14 protein-coding genes are annotated in these 13,916 nt (G+C 62.7%); 7 read left to right on the top strand and 7 right to left on the bottom strand.

Translation table 11 applies throughout. The annotated features are described in order from the left end of the window. Positions 1 to 384: 384 nt before the first annotated feature. Complete coding sequence (locus I2H36_RS12460; RefSeq protein WP_196264222.1) at positions 385 to 696, bottom strand: hypothetical protein; 312 nt, start codon at positions 694 to 696, stop codon at positions 385 to 387. Between the two features lie 121 nt (positions 697 to 817). Between I2H36_RS12460 and galE the strand changes: the two genes are divergently transcribed. From galE to tyrS, 5 genes are all read left to right on the top strand, one after another. Then, positions 818 to 1,810, top strand: a complete 993-nt coding sequence (gene galE / locus I2H36_RS12455) for a UDP-glucose 4-epimerase GalE (protein WP_196264221.1) — start codon at positions 818 to 820, stop codon at positions 1,808 to 1,810. 108 nt (positions 1,811 to 1,918) lie between these two features. After that, positions 1,919 to 2,458, top strand: coding sequence for a DoxX family protein (locus tag I2H36_RS12450; protein WP_196264220.1), 540 nt, complete (start codon positions 1,919 to 1,921; stop codon positions 2,456 to 2,458). Between the two features lie 134 nt (positions 2,459 to 2,592). After that, complete coding sequence (locus I2H36_RS20335) at positions 2,593 to 3,666, top strand: LolA family protein (protein WP_196264219.1); 1,074 nt, start codon at positions 2,593 to 2,595, stop codon at positions 3,664 to 3,666. A 133-nt stretch (positions 3,667 to 3,799) separates the two neighbouring features. Continuing rightward, positions 3,800 to 4,774: a phosphoribosylaminoimidazolesuccinocarboxamide synthase gene (locus I2H36_RS12440; protein ID WP_196264218.1), complete on the top strand. Its 975-nt coding sequence runs from the start codon at positions 3,800 to 3,802 to the stop codon at positions 4,772 to 4,774. Positions 4,775 to 5,118: 344 nt separating this feature from the next. Continuing rightward, positions 5,119 to 6,372 (top strand): tyrosine--tRNA ligase, encoded by a 1,254-nt coding sequence (tyrS, locus tag I2H36_RS12435; RefSeq protein ID WP_196264217.1) that lies wholly within the window; start codon positions 5,119 to 5,121, stop codon positions 6,370 to 6,372. Between the two features lie 84 nt (positions 6,373 to 6,456). On the opposite strand, the gene I2H36_RS12430 is transcribed toward tyrS, so the two are convergent. The 4 genes from I2H36_RS12430 to I2H36_RS12415 form a co-directional block, all read right to left on the bottom strand. Continuing rightward, positions 6,457 to 7,152 (bottom strand): EAL domain-containing protein, encoded by a 696-nt coding sequence (locus tag I2H36_RS12430; protein WP_196264216.1) that lies wholly within the window; start codon positions 7,150 to 7,152, stop codon positions 6,457 to 6,459. 212 nt (positions 7,153 to 7,364) lie between these two features. Next, the gene (locus I2H36_RS12425; protein WP_196264215.1) at positions 7,365 to 7,748 is read right to left on the bottom strand and encodes a DUF1622 domain-containing protein; all 384 of its coding nucleotides are present in this window, start codon (positions 7,746 to 7,748) and stop codon (positions 7,365 to 7,367) included. A 69-nt stretch (positions 7,749 to 7,817) separates the two neighbouring features. Then, entirely contained in the window at positions 7,818 to 8,021 is a 204-nt protein-coding gene (locus tag I2H36_RS12420; RefSeq protein ID WP_196264214.1) for a YgaP family membrane protein, read from the bottom strand. Between the two features lie 116 nt (positions 8,022 to 8,137). After that, positions 8,138 to 8,794, bottom strand: coding sequence for a L,D-transpeptidase (locus I2H36_RS12415; RefSeq protein ID WP_246718772.1), 657 nt, complete (start codon positions 8,792 to 8,794; stop codon positions 8,138 to 8,140). Positions 8,795 to 9,121: 327 nt separating this feature from the next. Here I2H36_RS12415 and I2H36_RS12410 point away from each other — a divergent pair, with 327 nt between their 5' ends. Further along, positions 9,122 to 9,700 carry a tyrosine phosphatase family protein gene (locus I2H36_RS12410; RefSeq protein ID WP_196264212.1) on the top strand — a complete coding sequence of 193 codons (579 nt, stop codon included), beginning with the start codon at positions 9,122 to 9,124 and terminating at the stop codon, positions 9,698 to 9,700. Between the two features lie 63 nt (positions 9,701 to 9,763). Here I2H36_RS12410 and cueR read toward each other — a convergent pair whose 3' ends face one another. Together cueR and I2H36_RS12400 are read right to left on the bottom strand one after the other, a co-directional pair. Continuing rightward, positions 9,764 to 10,219, bottom strand: coding sequence for a Cu(I)-responsive transcriptional regulator (gene cueR / locus I2H36_RS12405; RefSeq protein WP_196264211.1), 456 nt, complete (start codon positions 10,217 to 10,219; stop codon positions 9,764 to 9,766). After that, positions 10,216 to 12,744 carry a heavy metal translocating P-type ATPase gene (locus I2H36_RS12400; protein ID WP_196264210.1) on the bottom strand — a complete coding sequence of 843 codons (2,529 nt, stop codon included), beginning with the start codon at positions 12,742 to 12,744 and terminating at the stop codon, positions 10,216 to 10,218. The genes cueR and I2H36_RS12400 overlap by 4 nt, the downstream gene beginning before the upstream one ends. Positions 12,745 to 12,975: 231 nt before the next feature. On the opposite strand from I2H36_RS12400, the gene I2H36_RS12395 reads away from it, so the two are divergent. Next, complete coding sequence (locus I2H36_RS12395) at positions 12,976 to 13,800, top strand: endonuclease/exonuclease/phosphatase family protein (RefSeq protein WP_196264209.1); 825 nt, start codon at positions 12,976 to 12,978, stop codon at positions 13,798 to 13,800. The last annotated feature ends 116 nt before the right edge of the window (positions 13,801 to 13,916 follow it).

Here is a 13,916-nt window from a genome sequence, read left to right as displayed (position 1 = left end):
GCACTTGCAATGACTGCCAGGTGTCGTGTTTCGGCGATCGGTGCGGCGTCGTTCACAGCCGCTTTGGTGTCAGTCTGAGGAAGTACCGCTGCCGTTAGAGCAGGCGATCCATTCCGATCATCAAGGCGGAGACGGTCCCGCCTCTGGTGTAGTCATGAGCATAAGGCTGTTTCCTCTGCAGCAACTGCCGGATTGCTCAAGATTAAATAGGCAATTTCTCAAATTCGAAATGGAGCAATTTTGTATTGCAGATGCAATTCCGAGTTAATGCGCCCGGTATCTCGACGAGGGCTAATGCTGTTGAAGTATCTGCTCTACCTCAAATGGATCTAATCCTTCCCAGAAGAGGTCTGGAACATATAGCCAAGTTTGGGGGCGCCTGCTTCACTTGAGCATGTCGAAAAGCTGTCCTGAGCATTGCGCGACGAGGATCAGGAGAAGGACACCGATAAACCACAGCCACGAACCGCGCCGCTGAGGTTGGGCCTGCGGTTGCTGCGATGGCTCGGCATGGGGGCTGATGAGCGGCACGGGAGGAGAGGGCAGCCGCTCGATCAGTTCAGCCGATGCTGCCGGAACGCTGCCGGTCATTCCAATGAACCGAAAGCTCACCGGAATGCCCCCCACAAAACCCACCTCGGCCGGCTGGATCCTGGCCTCATGGCGAACCCACCAATATTCCCTGCGATCGTCCATTCTGCATCCGTCCATGTCTGACAGGCTATTCTAACGTCGATTGCGGTCGGGTTGATCTGGAAATCCAGCTGCAATAGAGCCACCATGACACAATGTTGAGCGACCATCTCCAGGAGATCTCATGAACGTTCTTGTCACGGGCGGTGCCGGTTATATCGGCGGCCACATGGTTCTGGCCCTCCTCGATGCCGGTCACAAGCCCATCGTGTTCGATAATTTGTCGACCGGCTTCCGGTGGTCGGTCCCGGAGGGCGTGCCGCTCGTTGTGGGCGATATTGGCGATTACGAGCTGGTTCTGCGGACCCTGCAATCCTACAAGATCGACGCAATCGCGCATTTCGCCGCAAAGCTGGTCGTGCCTGAATCCGTGACGGATCCGCTGGGCTATTACCTCAACAACACCGTCAAGAGTCGCTCCCTGATGGCCGCTGCCGTGGCGGCCAACGTTAAGAAGTTCGTCTTCTCCTCGACTGCTGCCGTTTATGGCAATGCCTCCGACCAGCCGCTCGGCGAGGATGCGCCGCTGGCCCCCCTGTCTCCCTATGGCAGCTCCAAGCAGCTGACCGAGGTGATGCTGCGTGACGTCGCAGCGGCCCACGACATGCGCTACGTGATCCTGCGTTATTTCAATGTCGCCGGGTCCGACCCCGCCATGCGCCACGGCCAGTCCACGGCCAATGCCACCCATCTCATCAAGGTGGCAATCCAGACCGCGCTCGGCATGCGCTCCCACATGGAGGTATTCGGCTCCGACTATCCGACGCCGGATGGAACCTGCATCCGGGATTATATCCACGTGACCGATCTGATCGCAGCCCACATGCTTGCTCTGAACCATCTCGACCAGGGAGGGGAGAGCCTTGTGGTGAATTGCGGCTACGGGCATGGCTATTCGGTCTCCGAGGTCATCGAGACAGTGCGCAAGGTCTCTGGAAAGCCTGTCGAGGCGCGCTTTGCGCCCCGCCGGGCCGGCGATCCGGTGACGATCGTGGCGAATTCGGATCGAATCCGCTCCCGGCTGGGATGGGAGCCGCGGCACGATGACCTCGCCAGCATCGTGGATCACTCCATGCGCTGGGAAAGCATGCTGCGGGAACGGAATCTCAAGCTGTAGAGATCCCTGAAACCTCTGGCGGCGCTAAGAACAGGTTAAGAACCTTTCCGTCAAATGCTGTCCTGGCGCCAACCGATTCCCGGCTGGCCGACGCGAAAGGGCAGGGGCATGGACAGGGGTGCAGGGGTCAACGGAGTTCTGCTGCTGAACCGCCTTCTGCTGGCGGGCTGCTTCCTGCCGGCGGCCATCGGACGCGCCGCCAACATCTCGGGCTTTGCCGCGACATTGACCATGAAGGGCATGCCCTACGGGGATGTGGTAGCAACCATCGTCGTCATGGCAGAGGTCTTCGGGCCTCTGGCCTTGGTTTTAGGCCTAGCCCCACGCCTGAGCGCTTCCGTCCTGATCGCCGCCCTCGTGGTGACGACCGGAACCCTGCACCGTTTCTGGGATTACGGCGGCCTGACGCGTCAGACCGAGCAGGTTGTGTTCCTTTCCCATCTCGGAGTTCTCGCCGGGCTTCTCTTCTACATCCTTACAGGACCGGGTGCCTGGAGTTGGCAAGCCTGGTGGAAAGGCATCGGCAGCCCGTCGAAGCCAGCCGCCAAGGCCAAGAAGCGGCAACCCTCCCGTCCGCGCACCCCAAAGCCGCGGCCTGCGCCCGTCCGTCAGGCCGTGGATGACGACGAGATGGCGGATGCCGCTTGACGCGCCCTGGACGCGTATCGCTTTCACCGTCAAGGTTCCCGCCTTCATTCAGCCTCTTATCCAAGCCATAAATCCTTGATGAGCCGTGCTTTTGCGCACCGGCCTTCGTGCTTTTTCAGGTTAGCAGTGGCGTCATGCTCCATTCGTCCCCGCGTTACATTCTCGGTCTTGCTCTCGCCCTGGCGTGCGTGTCCCCGGCCGCTGCTCAGCAGCCCTCCGATCCACTGACCCGGTTCCTGGACGGCGTCTTCAAGAAACCCGCCCCGCCCGCAAGCGCCCCTCAGGTCGAGTCGGCTGCACCGGCGCCTGCAAAGCCGAGCCCGCAAGCTCAATCGCGGCCACAGCCGAGCGCGGCCGCTCCGAAGCCGCTGGCCCCTGCGCCACAGAAGGCCGCTCAGCCGAAGCCTCAGCCTGCTCCTCAGACGGCCTCGAAACCGCAGCCAAAGCCCCAGGCTCCTGCCGCCGTCTCCGAAAAGCCAGTTTCTCAACCGCCCGCGCCCGCGCCTCAGAAGCCAGCCCCCCCAGCGCCGGCCCAGACGGCAGAGCCGCCCAAACCGGTCGAGGCATCGCCTCCGGTCAAGGTGACCGAGCCGCCGAAGCCTGCACGCTCCACCCCGGTTCAGGCTGCTCCAGCCGTCACGGCCGTGGCGGCGCCTGCATCGGCTCCGACCCCGACCTCACCGCCCGGTCCGAAATCCCCGGAGGAGGCCCTCGACCGGGTGAATGCCTATTTCAACAGCATCGATCAGCTGTCGGCCTATTTCGTGCAGAAGAACCCCAACGGTCAGCAGGCGGAGGGCAATCTCTCCATGCGCCGCCCAGGCCAGTTCCATTTCGCCTATGCGCCGCCGAGTACCCTCGAGGTGATTTCCGATGGGCGCAACGTGGCGATCCGCGACAAGAAACTCGGCACCAATGATGTCTATCCCGTCGCCCAGACACCCCTAAAATTCCTGGTGCAGGACAATATCGACCTGTCGCGCGACACCAAGGTGCGTGACGTGCAGGTGGGCCGCGACGGTGTTGTGACCGTCCGCTTCGACGACTCAGCGACCCTCGGCGGCACGTCCAAGATCACGCTCCGCTTTGACACCCGGGCCAATGCGCTCAAAGCGTGGACCATCGTCGACGCTCAGGGCTACGAGACTACTGTGACCTTGTCTGGCGTCAATGCAACCTATCGCAGGGATGCCCGTGCGACGCAGTAGAGGCGGGAGCTGGCCCGTTCTGGTGGAAAGGACAGGTTTTTGCCATCCGGGGTCTAGCATGGGCGCGATTTCTGGCTAGAACTCCGCCTGCCGCCGTTCCCGTGCGGCGCCCAGAAATCCTTGGCAGGTGAGCATGGTCGATAAAGCAGCCCTTGGAGCCTATGCCGGTTACGTCCTCGAGGACGCCACCATCCCGGAGCTGCCGAACCATTACCGCGGCAAGGTGCGCGACAACTACGACCTGCCGGACGGGCGCCGCATCATCATTGCCTCCGACCGGTTGAGCGCCTTCGACCGAAACCTCGCGGCCATTCCGCTCAAGGGCCAGGTGCTGACTCAGACGGCGAGGTTCTGGTTCGAGAAGACGGCGGATATCTGCCCCAACCACGTCATCGAATACCCGGATCCGAACGTGCTGATCGGGCGCAAGCTCACCATCCTGCCGGTCGAGATCGTGGTGCGGGACTTTCTTGCCGGCACGACGGGCACCTCGATCCTCTCCATCTACAAGAAGGGCGAGCGCGAGATGTATGGCATTCGCCTGCCGGATGGCATGCGCGACAACGAGAAGCTGCCGCAGACCATCATCACGCCGACGAGCAAGGCCTTTCATGGCGGCCATGACGAGCCGCTGACGCCCGCCGAGATCGTCGGCCAAGGGCTCCTGACCGAGGCGCAGTGGCGCACGGTCTCCGACTATGCCTTCGCGCTCTTCGCGAAGGGCCGGGAGATGGCGCGCGAGCGCGGCCTCATCCTCGTCGACACGAAATACGAGTTCGGCATCGACGAGAACGGCACCATCACGATCGCCGACGAGATCCACACCCCGGACTCGAGCCGCTACTGGTTCCTTGAAAGCTACCAGCAGCGTTTCGAGGCAGGCGAGCGGCCCGAGAGCTTCGACAAGGATTTTGTCCGGAACTGGGTGGTGGCGCGCTGCGATCCCTACAAGGACGATGTCCCGGAGATTCCTCAGGACGTGGTTCTGGAAACCTCACGGGTCTATATCGATGCCTTCGAGCGGATCACGGGTCAGAGTTTCGCGCTGCCGGATCCGAACGTGTCGGTGCTGGAGCGGGTACGCGGAAATCTGAAAGCCTATTTCTAGGCAGCCGATAACCGGCTAACTCCTTGTCATCTCCGGCGAGCGTCAGCGAGGGAAGGGGATCCCTGGCGCTGAGCGTGCGAGTGGATTCCCTTCCCCACCGCTGACGCTCCGGCCGGGAATGACAACCCGTATTTCTGAACCCTGTTGACGATCCAGCCTCGCGCTCATAAGAATGCTCCCATGATCACCGGCCGTACCACTTTCACGAACTATTTTACGCCGTCCCCATAGGGCGGCTCCGTTCGGTTGCGACCAGACGTTCGATGCCGCCGCTCTCCGGCGGCATCTTCATTTGGTGATCAGGTCTCCGGGCAGCGGCTTCCGCTAAACCCCAGGAGACAGACATGAGCACCCCGAAATCCGAATTCCTGAAGACGCTCACCGAGCGCGGCTTCATTCATCAATGCACCGATCTGGCCGCTCTCGACGAGCGGCTCTCACTAGGGCCAGTCGCGGCCTATATCGGCTTCGACGCCACGGCGGACAGCCTGCATATTGGAAGCCTCGTGCAGATCATGACCCTGCGCTGGCTGCAGAAGTGCGGCCACAAGCCGGTCGTGCTCATCGGCGGCGGCACCTCGCAGATCGGCGATCCGAGCTTTCGCGATGCGAGCCGGCCGCTGCTCGACGGGGAGCTGATCGCCAGGAACGCTGCGGGATTGAGGCAGGTCTTCTCCCGGTACCTCACCTTCGGCGATGGGCCGACCGACGCCGTGACGGTGGACAATGCCGATTGGCTCGACCCGTTGCGCTACCTGCCGTTCCTGCGCCATTTCGGCACGCATTTCACGATCAACCGGATGCTGAGTTTCGACAGCGTGCGCCAGCGGCTGGAGCGGGAGCAGCCGCTCACGCTGCTCGAGTTCAACTACATGGTCCTGCAGGCCTTCGACTTCCTGGAGCTGTCGCGCCATCATGCTTGCGTGCTGCAGATGGGCGGATCGGACCAGTGGGGCAACATCGTCAACGGGATCGAGCTCGCTCGCCGCATCGACCAGCGCCAGCTCTTCGGCCTGACGACGCCGCTGCTCACCACCTCCACTGGGGCCAAGATGGGCAAGACGGCGAGTGGCGCCGTGTGGCTCAATGCGGAGAAACTCAGCCCTTACGAGTTCTGGCAGTTCTGGCGCAACGTCGAGGACGATGATGTCGCCCGCTTCCTGCGTCTCTTCACCGAGCTGCCGCTCGACGAGGTGCATCGTCTCGGGCAGCTTGCGGGTCAGGAGATCAACGAGGCGAAGCAGATCCTCGCCATGGAAGCGACCAGGCTTGCTCATGGCGAGGAGGCGGCGAGAGACGCGGCGGAAACGGCTCGCAGAACCTTCGAGGCGGGGGAGCATGCCGCCGGGCTTCCGAGCATCGATCTGTCACGGGCAGAACTCGATTCCGGTGTGACCGTCGCTCAGCTTCTCGTCCAGGCAGGGCTGTCCGCCTCCAAGAGCGAAGCCCGTCGTCTCGTGCTCAACAACGGGGCGAGGCTCAACGGCTCTCTCGTGCAGGATGCGGATACCCCTGTCACGGCAGGCGATCTCACCAAGGGCGCCTTGAAGCTGACGGTCGGCAAGAAACGGCATGTTTTGGTGCATGTGAGCGATTGATTGGCCTCAACAGGAGTGGTCGCCCAGGGTTGGGCCGCCGCTCAAGTCATGCGCGGGAGAAACAGGTCGTGTCCTAAATGCCTCCTATCCTGCGGTAAATGAGACCGGCGGCAGGCTTTCGATGGCAGGACGAGCGAACAGAAACCCCTGAAACAGGTTGATGCCGGCGCTCTTCAGGGTCGCAAGCTCCGCCTCCGTCTCGATGCCTTCGGCGATGATCGTGATGTCGAGCGAGCGTGCGATCAGCAGGATGCCCGCGACAATAGCCTGACGGGCCGCGGAATCCGTGATCCCGCGGATCAGCTCCATGTCGATCTTGATGAGGTCGGTCTGGAAGTTGGCGAGGAGGTTCAGGCCCGCGTGACCGGCGCCGAAATCGTCGATGGCCGTGATGAAGCCGAGACGTCTGTATTCCGCGATGATCCTGGCGACGTGCTTCGTGTCCGCCATGCGCTCGTTCTCGGTGAACTCGAACATGATGCGTTTCATGTCGAAACCGACGCGGCGTGCTGTTTCGAGGGATGTCCTGATGCAGGCGGCCGGCTCGTAGACGGCATTCGGCATGAAGTTGATGGACAGCCTTGTGTTTTCCATTGCCGGAAAAAGGCGTCCTGCCAGTTCGATGGCCTTGACCCGGCAGGCCTGGTCGAACTTGTACTGCCGCTCCTCATCGACCTGGCTCAGGATCGCACCGGCGGGCTCGCCCTTGGTGCCGCGCACGAGCGCCTCATAACCCCATATACCCCCTCGCTCAAGATCGACGATCGGGTGGAAGGCCATCGTGAAATCGAAGGGGAGTGGTTCGCCGTTCCGGCATCCCTGGCATCCTGACGGCGTATCTCTCACAGGCGCTTCCGGCAGTTATTGAAGAATTGCACAAGCCGTTATGGGCAATGTTTCTTGAGATTGCCCTAACGTCATCATGAAGAGAGCAGCAATGCCTTGTGACGGATCATCGCCCTGTCGTGGGGGTCGGAAGGCTTGCCTGTCATTCATGCCGTGCGGCCTGACGGGCGCTCATCCTCCCCCTTGTGCCTGTCCCAAGGCCAACGTCCCTCGATCTCGACTTCGAGAGAGAAGCTCAGAAAGGTGCGGATCAGGATGATGCCGCCGAGGATCAGGAGGCTCTGGAGCGTCGGTTCGATAGCCACGGTATTGATGATGTCCGCCGCCACGAGAAACTCAAGGCCGAGCAGGATGGCGCGCCCCAGATTCGAGCGGTACAGGGTGAAAGCTTCGGATCCCGAGCGGCCCCGCAGCACCTGCCAGGGGACAGCGAGGCTGGCGCCGAGAATCCCTAGGACGATGATGGCGATCCCGCCGATCTCGATGGCGCGCGTCATCAGCTTCAGCGCCGATGGAAACCATTCGTCCATGAAAGCTCCTGTGCCTCTGTCCCATACAGAGTCATAGGACAGGCCGGAGAAGCCTCCAGGGGCTCGTGCTCAGGTGAAGCCGGGTTTGCTTGGAAGACCCAGACGTTTGAACATCATCACCACAGGGCACATGCCCGTAAACGAGGCCTGCACCAGATGGGCGCCGAGGACGCCGGTGAGCCAAAGCCAGTTGATGTTGACGCTAACGGCGAGCAGGACGCTGACGATGATGAGCCCGCCGACGGTCAGAAGGATCGCACGTTCGACTGTCATGACAATGCCTCCAGCAGAGACGGAATGATCCTACACGCCGGTTGTGACCCGTCATCTAAGAAAAAGGGCTAGCCAGCGGCCAGCCCTTTGCTCTGTCCCAGTTGGTACAGGCGCAGTCAGTAGGCCGATGAGACCCGCAGCTCGTCCTCAACGTCGAAGAGACGTTGTCCCTGCAGCACAACCACGGGCGAGCCGACGGGGACGCGGCTGTGGAGGTCGATGATGTCCTGATTGAACATGCGGATGCAGCCGCTCGACACGGACTGGCCTATGGACCAAGGCTCGGTCGTGCCGTGGATGCGATACATGGTATCGCGGCCGCCGTCATAGAGATAAAGGGCGCGTGCACCGAGCGGGTTGTTCAGGCCTCCCGGCATGCCGCCGGCCCATGGACGGTTACGCTCGGGCTCACGCCGTATCATCGCCGCGGTTGGCGTCCAGCTCGGCCACGAAGCCTTGCGACCGACGCGGGCGCGGCCGCCCCAGGCAAGGCCTTCCTTGCCGACGCCAATGCCGTAGCGAATCGCGCGGCCGCCTTCGCGCACCAGGTACAAAAAGCGGGATTGCGTATCGACCACGATGGTGCCGGGTTCTTCGCGGCCGTAATAGGCAACCTCGCGGCGCAGGAAGCGTGGGTCGACCTCGGAAATGTCCGTCGCCGGGAGGGGGTGGAGCTCGTCGGCGCGCGGCCCATACATCGCCGCATAGGCGGGATCGATGCGGCGCACAGCCTGCTGTGGAGGCTGGGTGGACACGCAAGCCGCCAGGGCCATGGGAAGAATCAGAGCGAAGGAGCGGACAGCTCTGTGCAATAAGGATCGGCTCGGGGCCAGTGCAGCAAACATCAGTAGGGTAACCTGCAGTTTCTGGTTATTGGCTTCATCCGCCAGCCCTTGCGGGCGGCGGTGTTCCTCAAAAGAGATAGTCCCAGGAGTGACGAGAAGGTGAATCTTCGGTGGCCGGAATGTGGCAGACGGCGCCTGTGGTTTGCAAGACACAGTCTTTTGAACGAAGTGATCCTATTGGAGAGCCATGAGTTAACCTCCGGACAACATCCGGTAAGGTCTTTGTCCCGGTCCAGCCGTTGAACGAGTGCTTTGATGCAGCCCCATTCCATAAAGATGCTCACGATCTGCGGCATCTCCGAGCTTCCTGACCAGCGCGAGCGGTCCGTGACCCATGTGCTGTCGATCCTCGATCCGGAACACCCGGATCCCGAAGCATTCGAGGCCTATGATCCCCATCATCGGACGATCCTGCGCTTTCACGACATCATCAACCCCATCGAGGGTATGATCCTGCCTGCACCTGAGCATGTGGAGGCGGTGCTCCGCTTCGGCGACGAGGTCGCTCAGGAACGTGGCAAAGGGGCCGAAGGGCATCTGCTCGTTCACTGCCACATGGGCGTGTCCCGCTCGACGGCCGCCATGCTGACGCTCATGGCCCAGGCGAATCCGGAGGAAAGTGAGGAGGTTCTCTTCGAGCGGCTGGCCGAGATCCGTCCTCAGGCATGGCCGAACTCCCTCATGATCGCGTTTGCCGACGATCTTCTGTCGCGCGGCGGGCGGCTCGTCGACAATCTGCGCCGGCACTATAGGCACCAGCTCCGCAGGATGCCCCGCTATGAGCAGCTCATGCGCGATCTCGGACGCGGCCGCGAGGTGGAGATGGCGGCCTGAACAGCTGCCCTTATAGAAGTCTCACCTCGTCCTGAGAAGGTCGTGGCGAGTTGTCGGCCGCGCCTATCGTGCGGACACCTTGCCCAGTACGCCGAACTTGGCATCGGGCTTCGCATGTGCCCGCTCGGCCTCGTCGTTGGCCAGTTCCTCCAGGATCGGGCAATGCGGTCGCGTGTCGCCATGGCAGTTCCTGGCGAGATGCGTCAGGGTCGAGGCCATCTCCTGCAATTCGCGGATCTTGCGCTCGAGCACGGTTACATGCTCCAGCGCGATGGCCTTCACATCCTTGCTCGCACGCTCGCGATCCTGCCAGAGCGATACGAGATCGGCGATCTGCTCGACGGAGAATCCGAGATCGCGCGAACGCCGGATGAAGCGCAGGGTGTGCACGTCATGATCCGAATAGACCCGGTATCCCGCTTCCGTCCGCACGGTTTTCGGGATCAGCCCGATGGATTCATAGTAGCGGATCATCTTGGCGGAGACGCCGGAGGCTTGAGCAGCCTGTCCGATATTCATGCGACACCTTCAGCCGGTTGAGCCGCAGGGGCGATGCCCTGCAAGGAGGGAACGGGAGCCTTGAAGCCGCGCAGCCTCAAGGCATTGCCGAGAACGAAGACGCTGGAGAGCGCCATGGCGCCCGCCGCGAAGATCGGCGAGAGCAGGATGCCGTAGACCGGATAGAGCGCGCCCGCCGCGACCGGGATCAGCAGCACGTTGTAGGCGAAGGCCCAGAAAAGATTCTGTCCGATGTTGCGGATCGTCGCCTTGGATAGAGCGATGGCGTTCACCACGCCGCGCACGTCGCCTGACATGAGCACCACGTCGGCGCTCTCGATCGCGATGTCCGTGCCCGTGCCAATGGCGATGCCGATATCGGCTTCGGCCAGCGCCGGCGCATCGTTGATGCCGTCGCCCACGAAGGCGATCTTGCCATGGGCTGCGCGCAGCCGCTTCACCACCTCGACCTTGCCCTCGGGCAGCACCTCCGCCACCACCTCGTCGATGCCGATCCGCCGGGCAATCGCCTCGGCAGTCCTGCGGTTATCGCCGGTGATCATTGCAACCTTCAGCCCGAGCGCATGGAGTGCCTCAATAGCCTCAGGCGTCGACGGCTTGATCGGGTCGGCAACCGCGATGGTGGCGGCAGGCCTTCCGTCGATAGCCGCATAGAGCGGGCTCTTGCCCTCGGCACCGAGGCGAGCGGCCGTGTCGGCGAATTCGGCGATGGGGAGACCGAGCTTCGTCATGAAGCGGTCCGCACCCACATGGACCTTCCGGCCCTCCACCATGGCCGAGACCCCGAAGCCGGGCACGGCCTCGAAGCTATCGGTTGCGGGCAGGCTAAGACTACGCTTCTCGGCAGCCGCGACGATGGCTTGGGCGATCGGGTGTTCGGAGCGTGCTTCTACGGCAGCGACCAGCCTTAGCACCTCTAGTTCCGAAACGCCGGGCGCAGTCACGAAGTCGGTCAGCTCCGGGCGGCCTTGAGTCAGGGTTCCGGTTTTGTCGAGGGCGACGACGCCGACCTCCTTCAGGCTCTGCAGAGCCTCGCCCTGGCGGAACAGCACGCCAAGCTCCGCCGCTCGGCCGGTGCCGACCATGATCGAGGTGGGCGTGGCCAGTCCCATGGCGCAGGGGCAGGCGATGATCAGCACGGCCACCGCATTGACCAGCGCGAAGGTGAGCGCCGGTTCCGGGCCGAGGATGAGCCAGACCAAGAAGGTGAGGGCGGCTGCGGCCATCACGGCCGGCACGAACCATGCCGTCACCCGGTCGACGACCGCCTGAATCGGCAGCTTGGAGCCTTGCGCCTGCTCGACCATGCGGATGATCTGGGCCAGCACCGTGTCGGCACCGATACGGGTGGCTCGGAACGTGAAGCTGCCGGTCTTGTTGATGGTGCCGCCGACGACCTCGGCGCCTTGAGCCTTCTGCACTGGCACGGGCTCGCCGGTGATCATGGACTCGTCCACGAAGGAGGAGCCTTCCACGACCTCGCCATCGACCGGGATCTTTTCGCCTGGGCGAACCTGCACCACGTCCCCGGCGAGCACCTGATCGAGCGGGATCTCCAGGGTCTGGCCCTCACGCACCACGCGGGCGGTTTTCGCCTGCAGGCCCATCAGGTGCTTGATCGCCTCGGAGGTGCGCCCCTTCGCCTTCGCCTCGAGATAGCGCCCAAGCAGGATCAGGGTCACGATCACGGCAGCCGCCTCGTAATAGACGTTCGCCATGCTGGCCGGCAGGAGGCCGGGCAGGAAGGTGGCCACCACCGAATAGGCATAGGCCGCACTGGTGCCGAGCACCACGAGGGAGTTCATGTCCGGCGCCCAGCGCAGCAGGGCCGGCACGCCCTTGCGGAAGAAGCGCAGGCCTGGCCCGAACAGCACGAGGGTGGTGAGCGCGAATTGCAGGTACCAGCTTGTGCGGTGCCCGAACGTCTCCATCACCCAGTCATGGATGACCGGGATGAAGTGAGAGCCCATTTCGAGCACGAAAACCGGCAGGGTCAGGAGAGCCGCCAGGGTGAGGGAACGCCAGAGACCGGAGATCTCGGCCTCCCGGGCTGCACGCTCCCGGTCGTTTTGGTCCTTGTCCTGCCGCAGCGCCGCGGCCTCGTAGCCGGTCTGTTCGACGGCCGTGATCAGACGGCCCACCATGTCCGCTCCGCCGAGATAGCGGATGGAAGCACGCTCCGTGGCGAGATTGACATTGGCTTCAAGGACGCCGGGCACGCGCTTGAGCGCCTTCTCGACCCGGCCGACGCAGGAAGCGCAGGTCATGCCGCCGATCTTCAGATCGACCGTGCTGTCGGAGGGCTCATAACCTGCCGTCCGGATCGCCTCCGCAACGGCAGCAGGGTTAGCACTCCCGGACCCGAACTCCACATGGGCCCGCTCCGTCGCCAGATTGACGTTGGTGGCCGTAACGCCCTCGACCGACCGGATCGCCTTTTCGACCCGGTTCACGCAGGAGGCACAGGTCATGCCCTCGATGGGAATGTCGATTGCGTCGGTGGGGGCAAGCTTGCCGGTGGCCATGAGGAATCTCCTGATCCTGATATGGGGAGCAGGTTTAGTCCTTCCAATCATGGGAAGGTCAAGTGCCTTCAAATCCTCGGTTCGTGAGCTCTGCGAAGCCTTGGAACCGGGCTTGAAGCAGAGTCATTGATCCGACACGTTTGACACATACGCCGCGCAATCGGGCCTCTTGGCTTGTCCCGAGCGGGGCGATGGCTTTACCTGTAACGATAATTGAGCCGGTACGAAACTTTGAAGCACACCGAAAGCCCGGGGCACGCCCTTCGGATCCTCACCTATAATGTCCATCGCTGGCTCGGTACGGACAGGCAGATTTCCCCGACACGGATCGCGGAGGTGATCGCATCCTGCCGGCCGGACATCGTGGCCCTGCAGGAAGTCCGCGTCGGACGCGTCCGGACAGGGGAGGTGGATCAGGCTGCGACCGTGGCCTCGGCTCTCGGCATGGACATGCATTTCCAGCCGACGATCCGCATCCTGGGGGAGCAGTACGGCATCGCGGTGCTCACGCGCCATTCCTCGCGGGTCGTGAAGTCCGGACGGCTCCCGACCCAGTCGACGCGGCCGTCCTTCGAGAAACGTAGCGCGCTCTGGGTGGCTGTGGAGATTGACGGCCAGACCATCCAGGTGGTCAACGCCCATCTCTCCCTCCGCTCCGGGGAAAGGCGGACCCAGGCTGCGGCTCTCGTCGGACGGGATTGGATCGGCCATCCCGATTGCGCCGAACCGGCGGTGCTGCTGGGCGATTTCAACGCGCCGCCTCTTTCACGTTCCTACCGGCTGATCGCCGACACGCTGCAGGATGCCCAGCTTTCCAACTCCTTCGGCGAGCCGCAACCGACCTTTCATACCCGCGCGCCGGTGCTGCGCCTCGATCACGTCTTCGTCACCAAGTCGATCGAAGTGCTTGATGCCGGGCCCGTGAGGACGCCCTTGGCCCGCGTTGCATCGGACCACTTTCCCCTCTTGGCGAAGCTTCGCGTCCGGAAGCATCCGCAGGCTTCGGGTCGGGCCCGCGAAGGGGAGCTTCTTGGAGAGCCGACAAATAGCTTGTGAAATAGTGTATCAATTAGTCTAAGGTGCCTTGAAAGCGCCATCGTATGACGTAGGAATTACCCATCGTGTTACGTTATAATTTTAAATTCCCGTGGGGGCTCGGTAAGAAGGGTCAC

This window comes from Microvirga terrestris (genome assembly GCF_015694425.1).
Classification (GTDB): Bacteria; Pseudomonadota; Alphaproteobacteria; order Rhizobiales; family Beijerinckiaceae; genus Microvirga; species Microvirga terrestris.
Note: the sequence above shows the minus strand (reverse complement) of the source record. Positions and strands in the feature narration are given on the sequence as shown.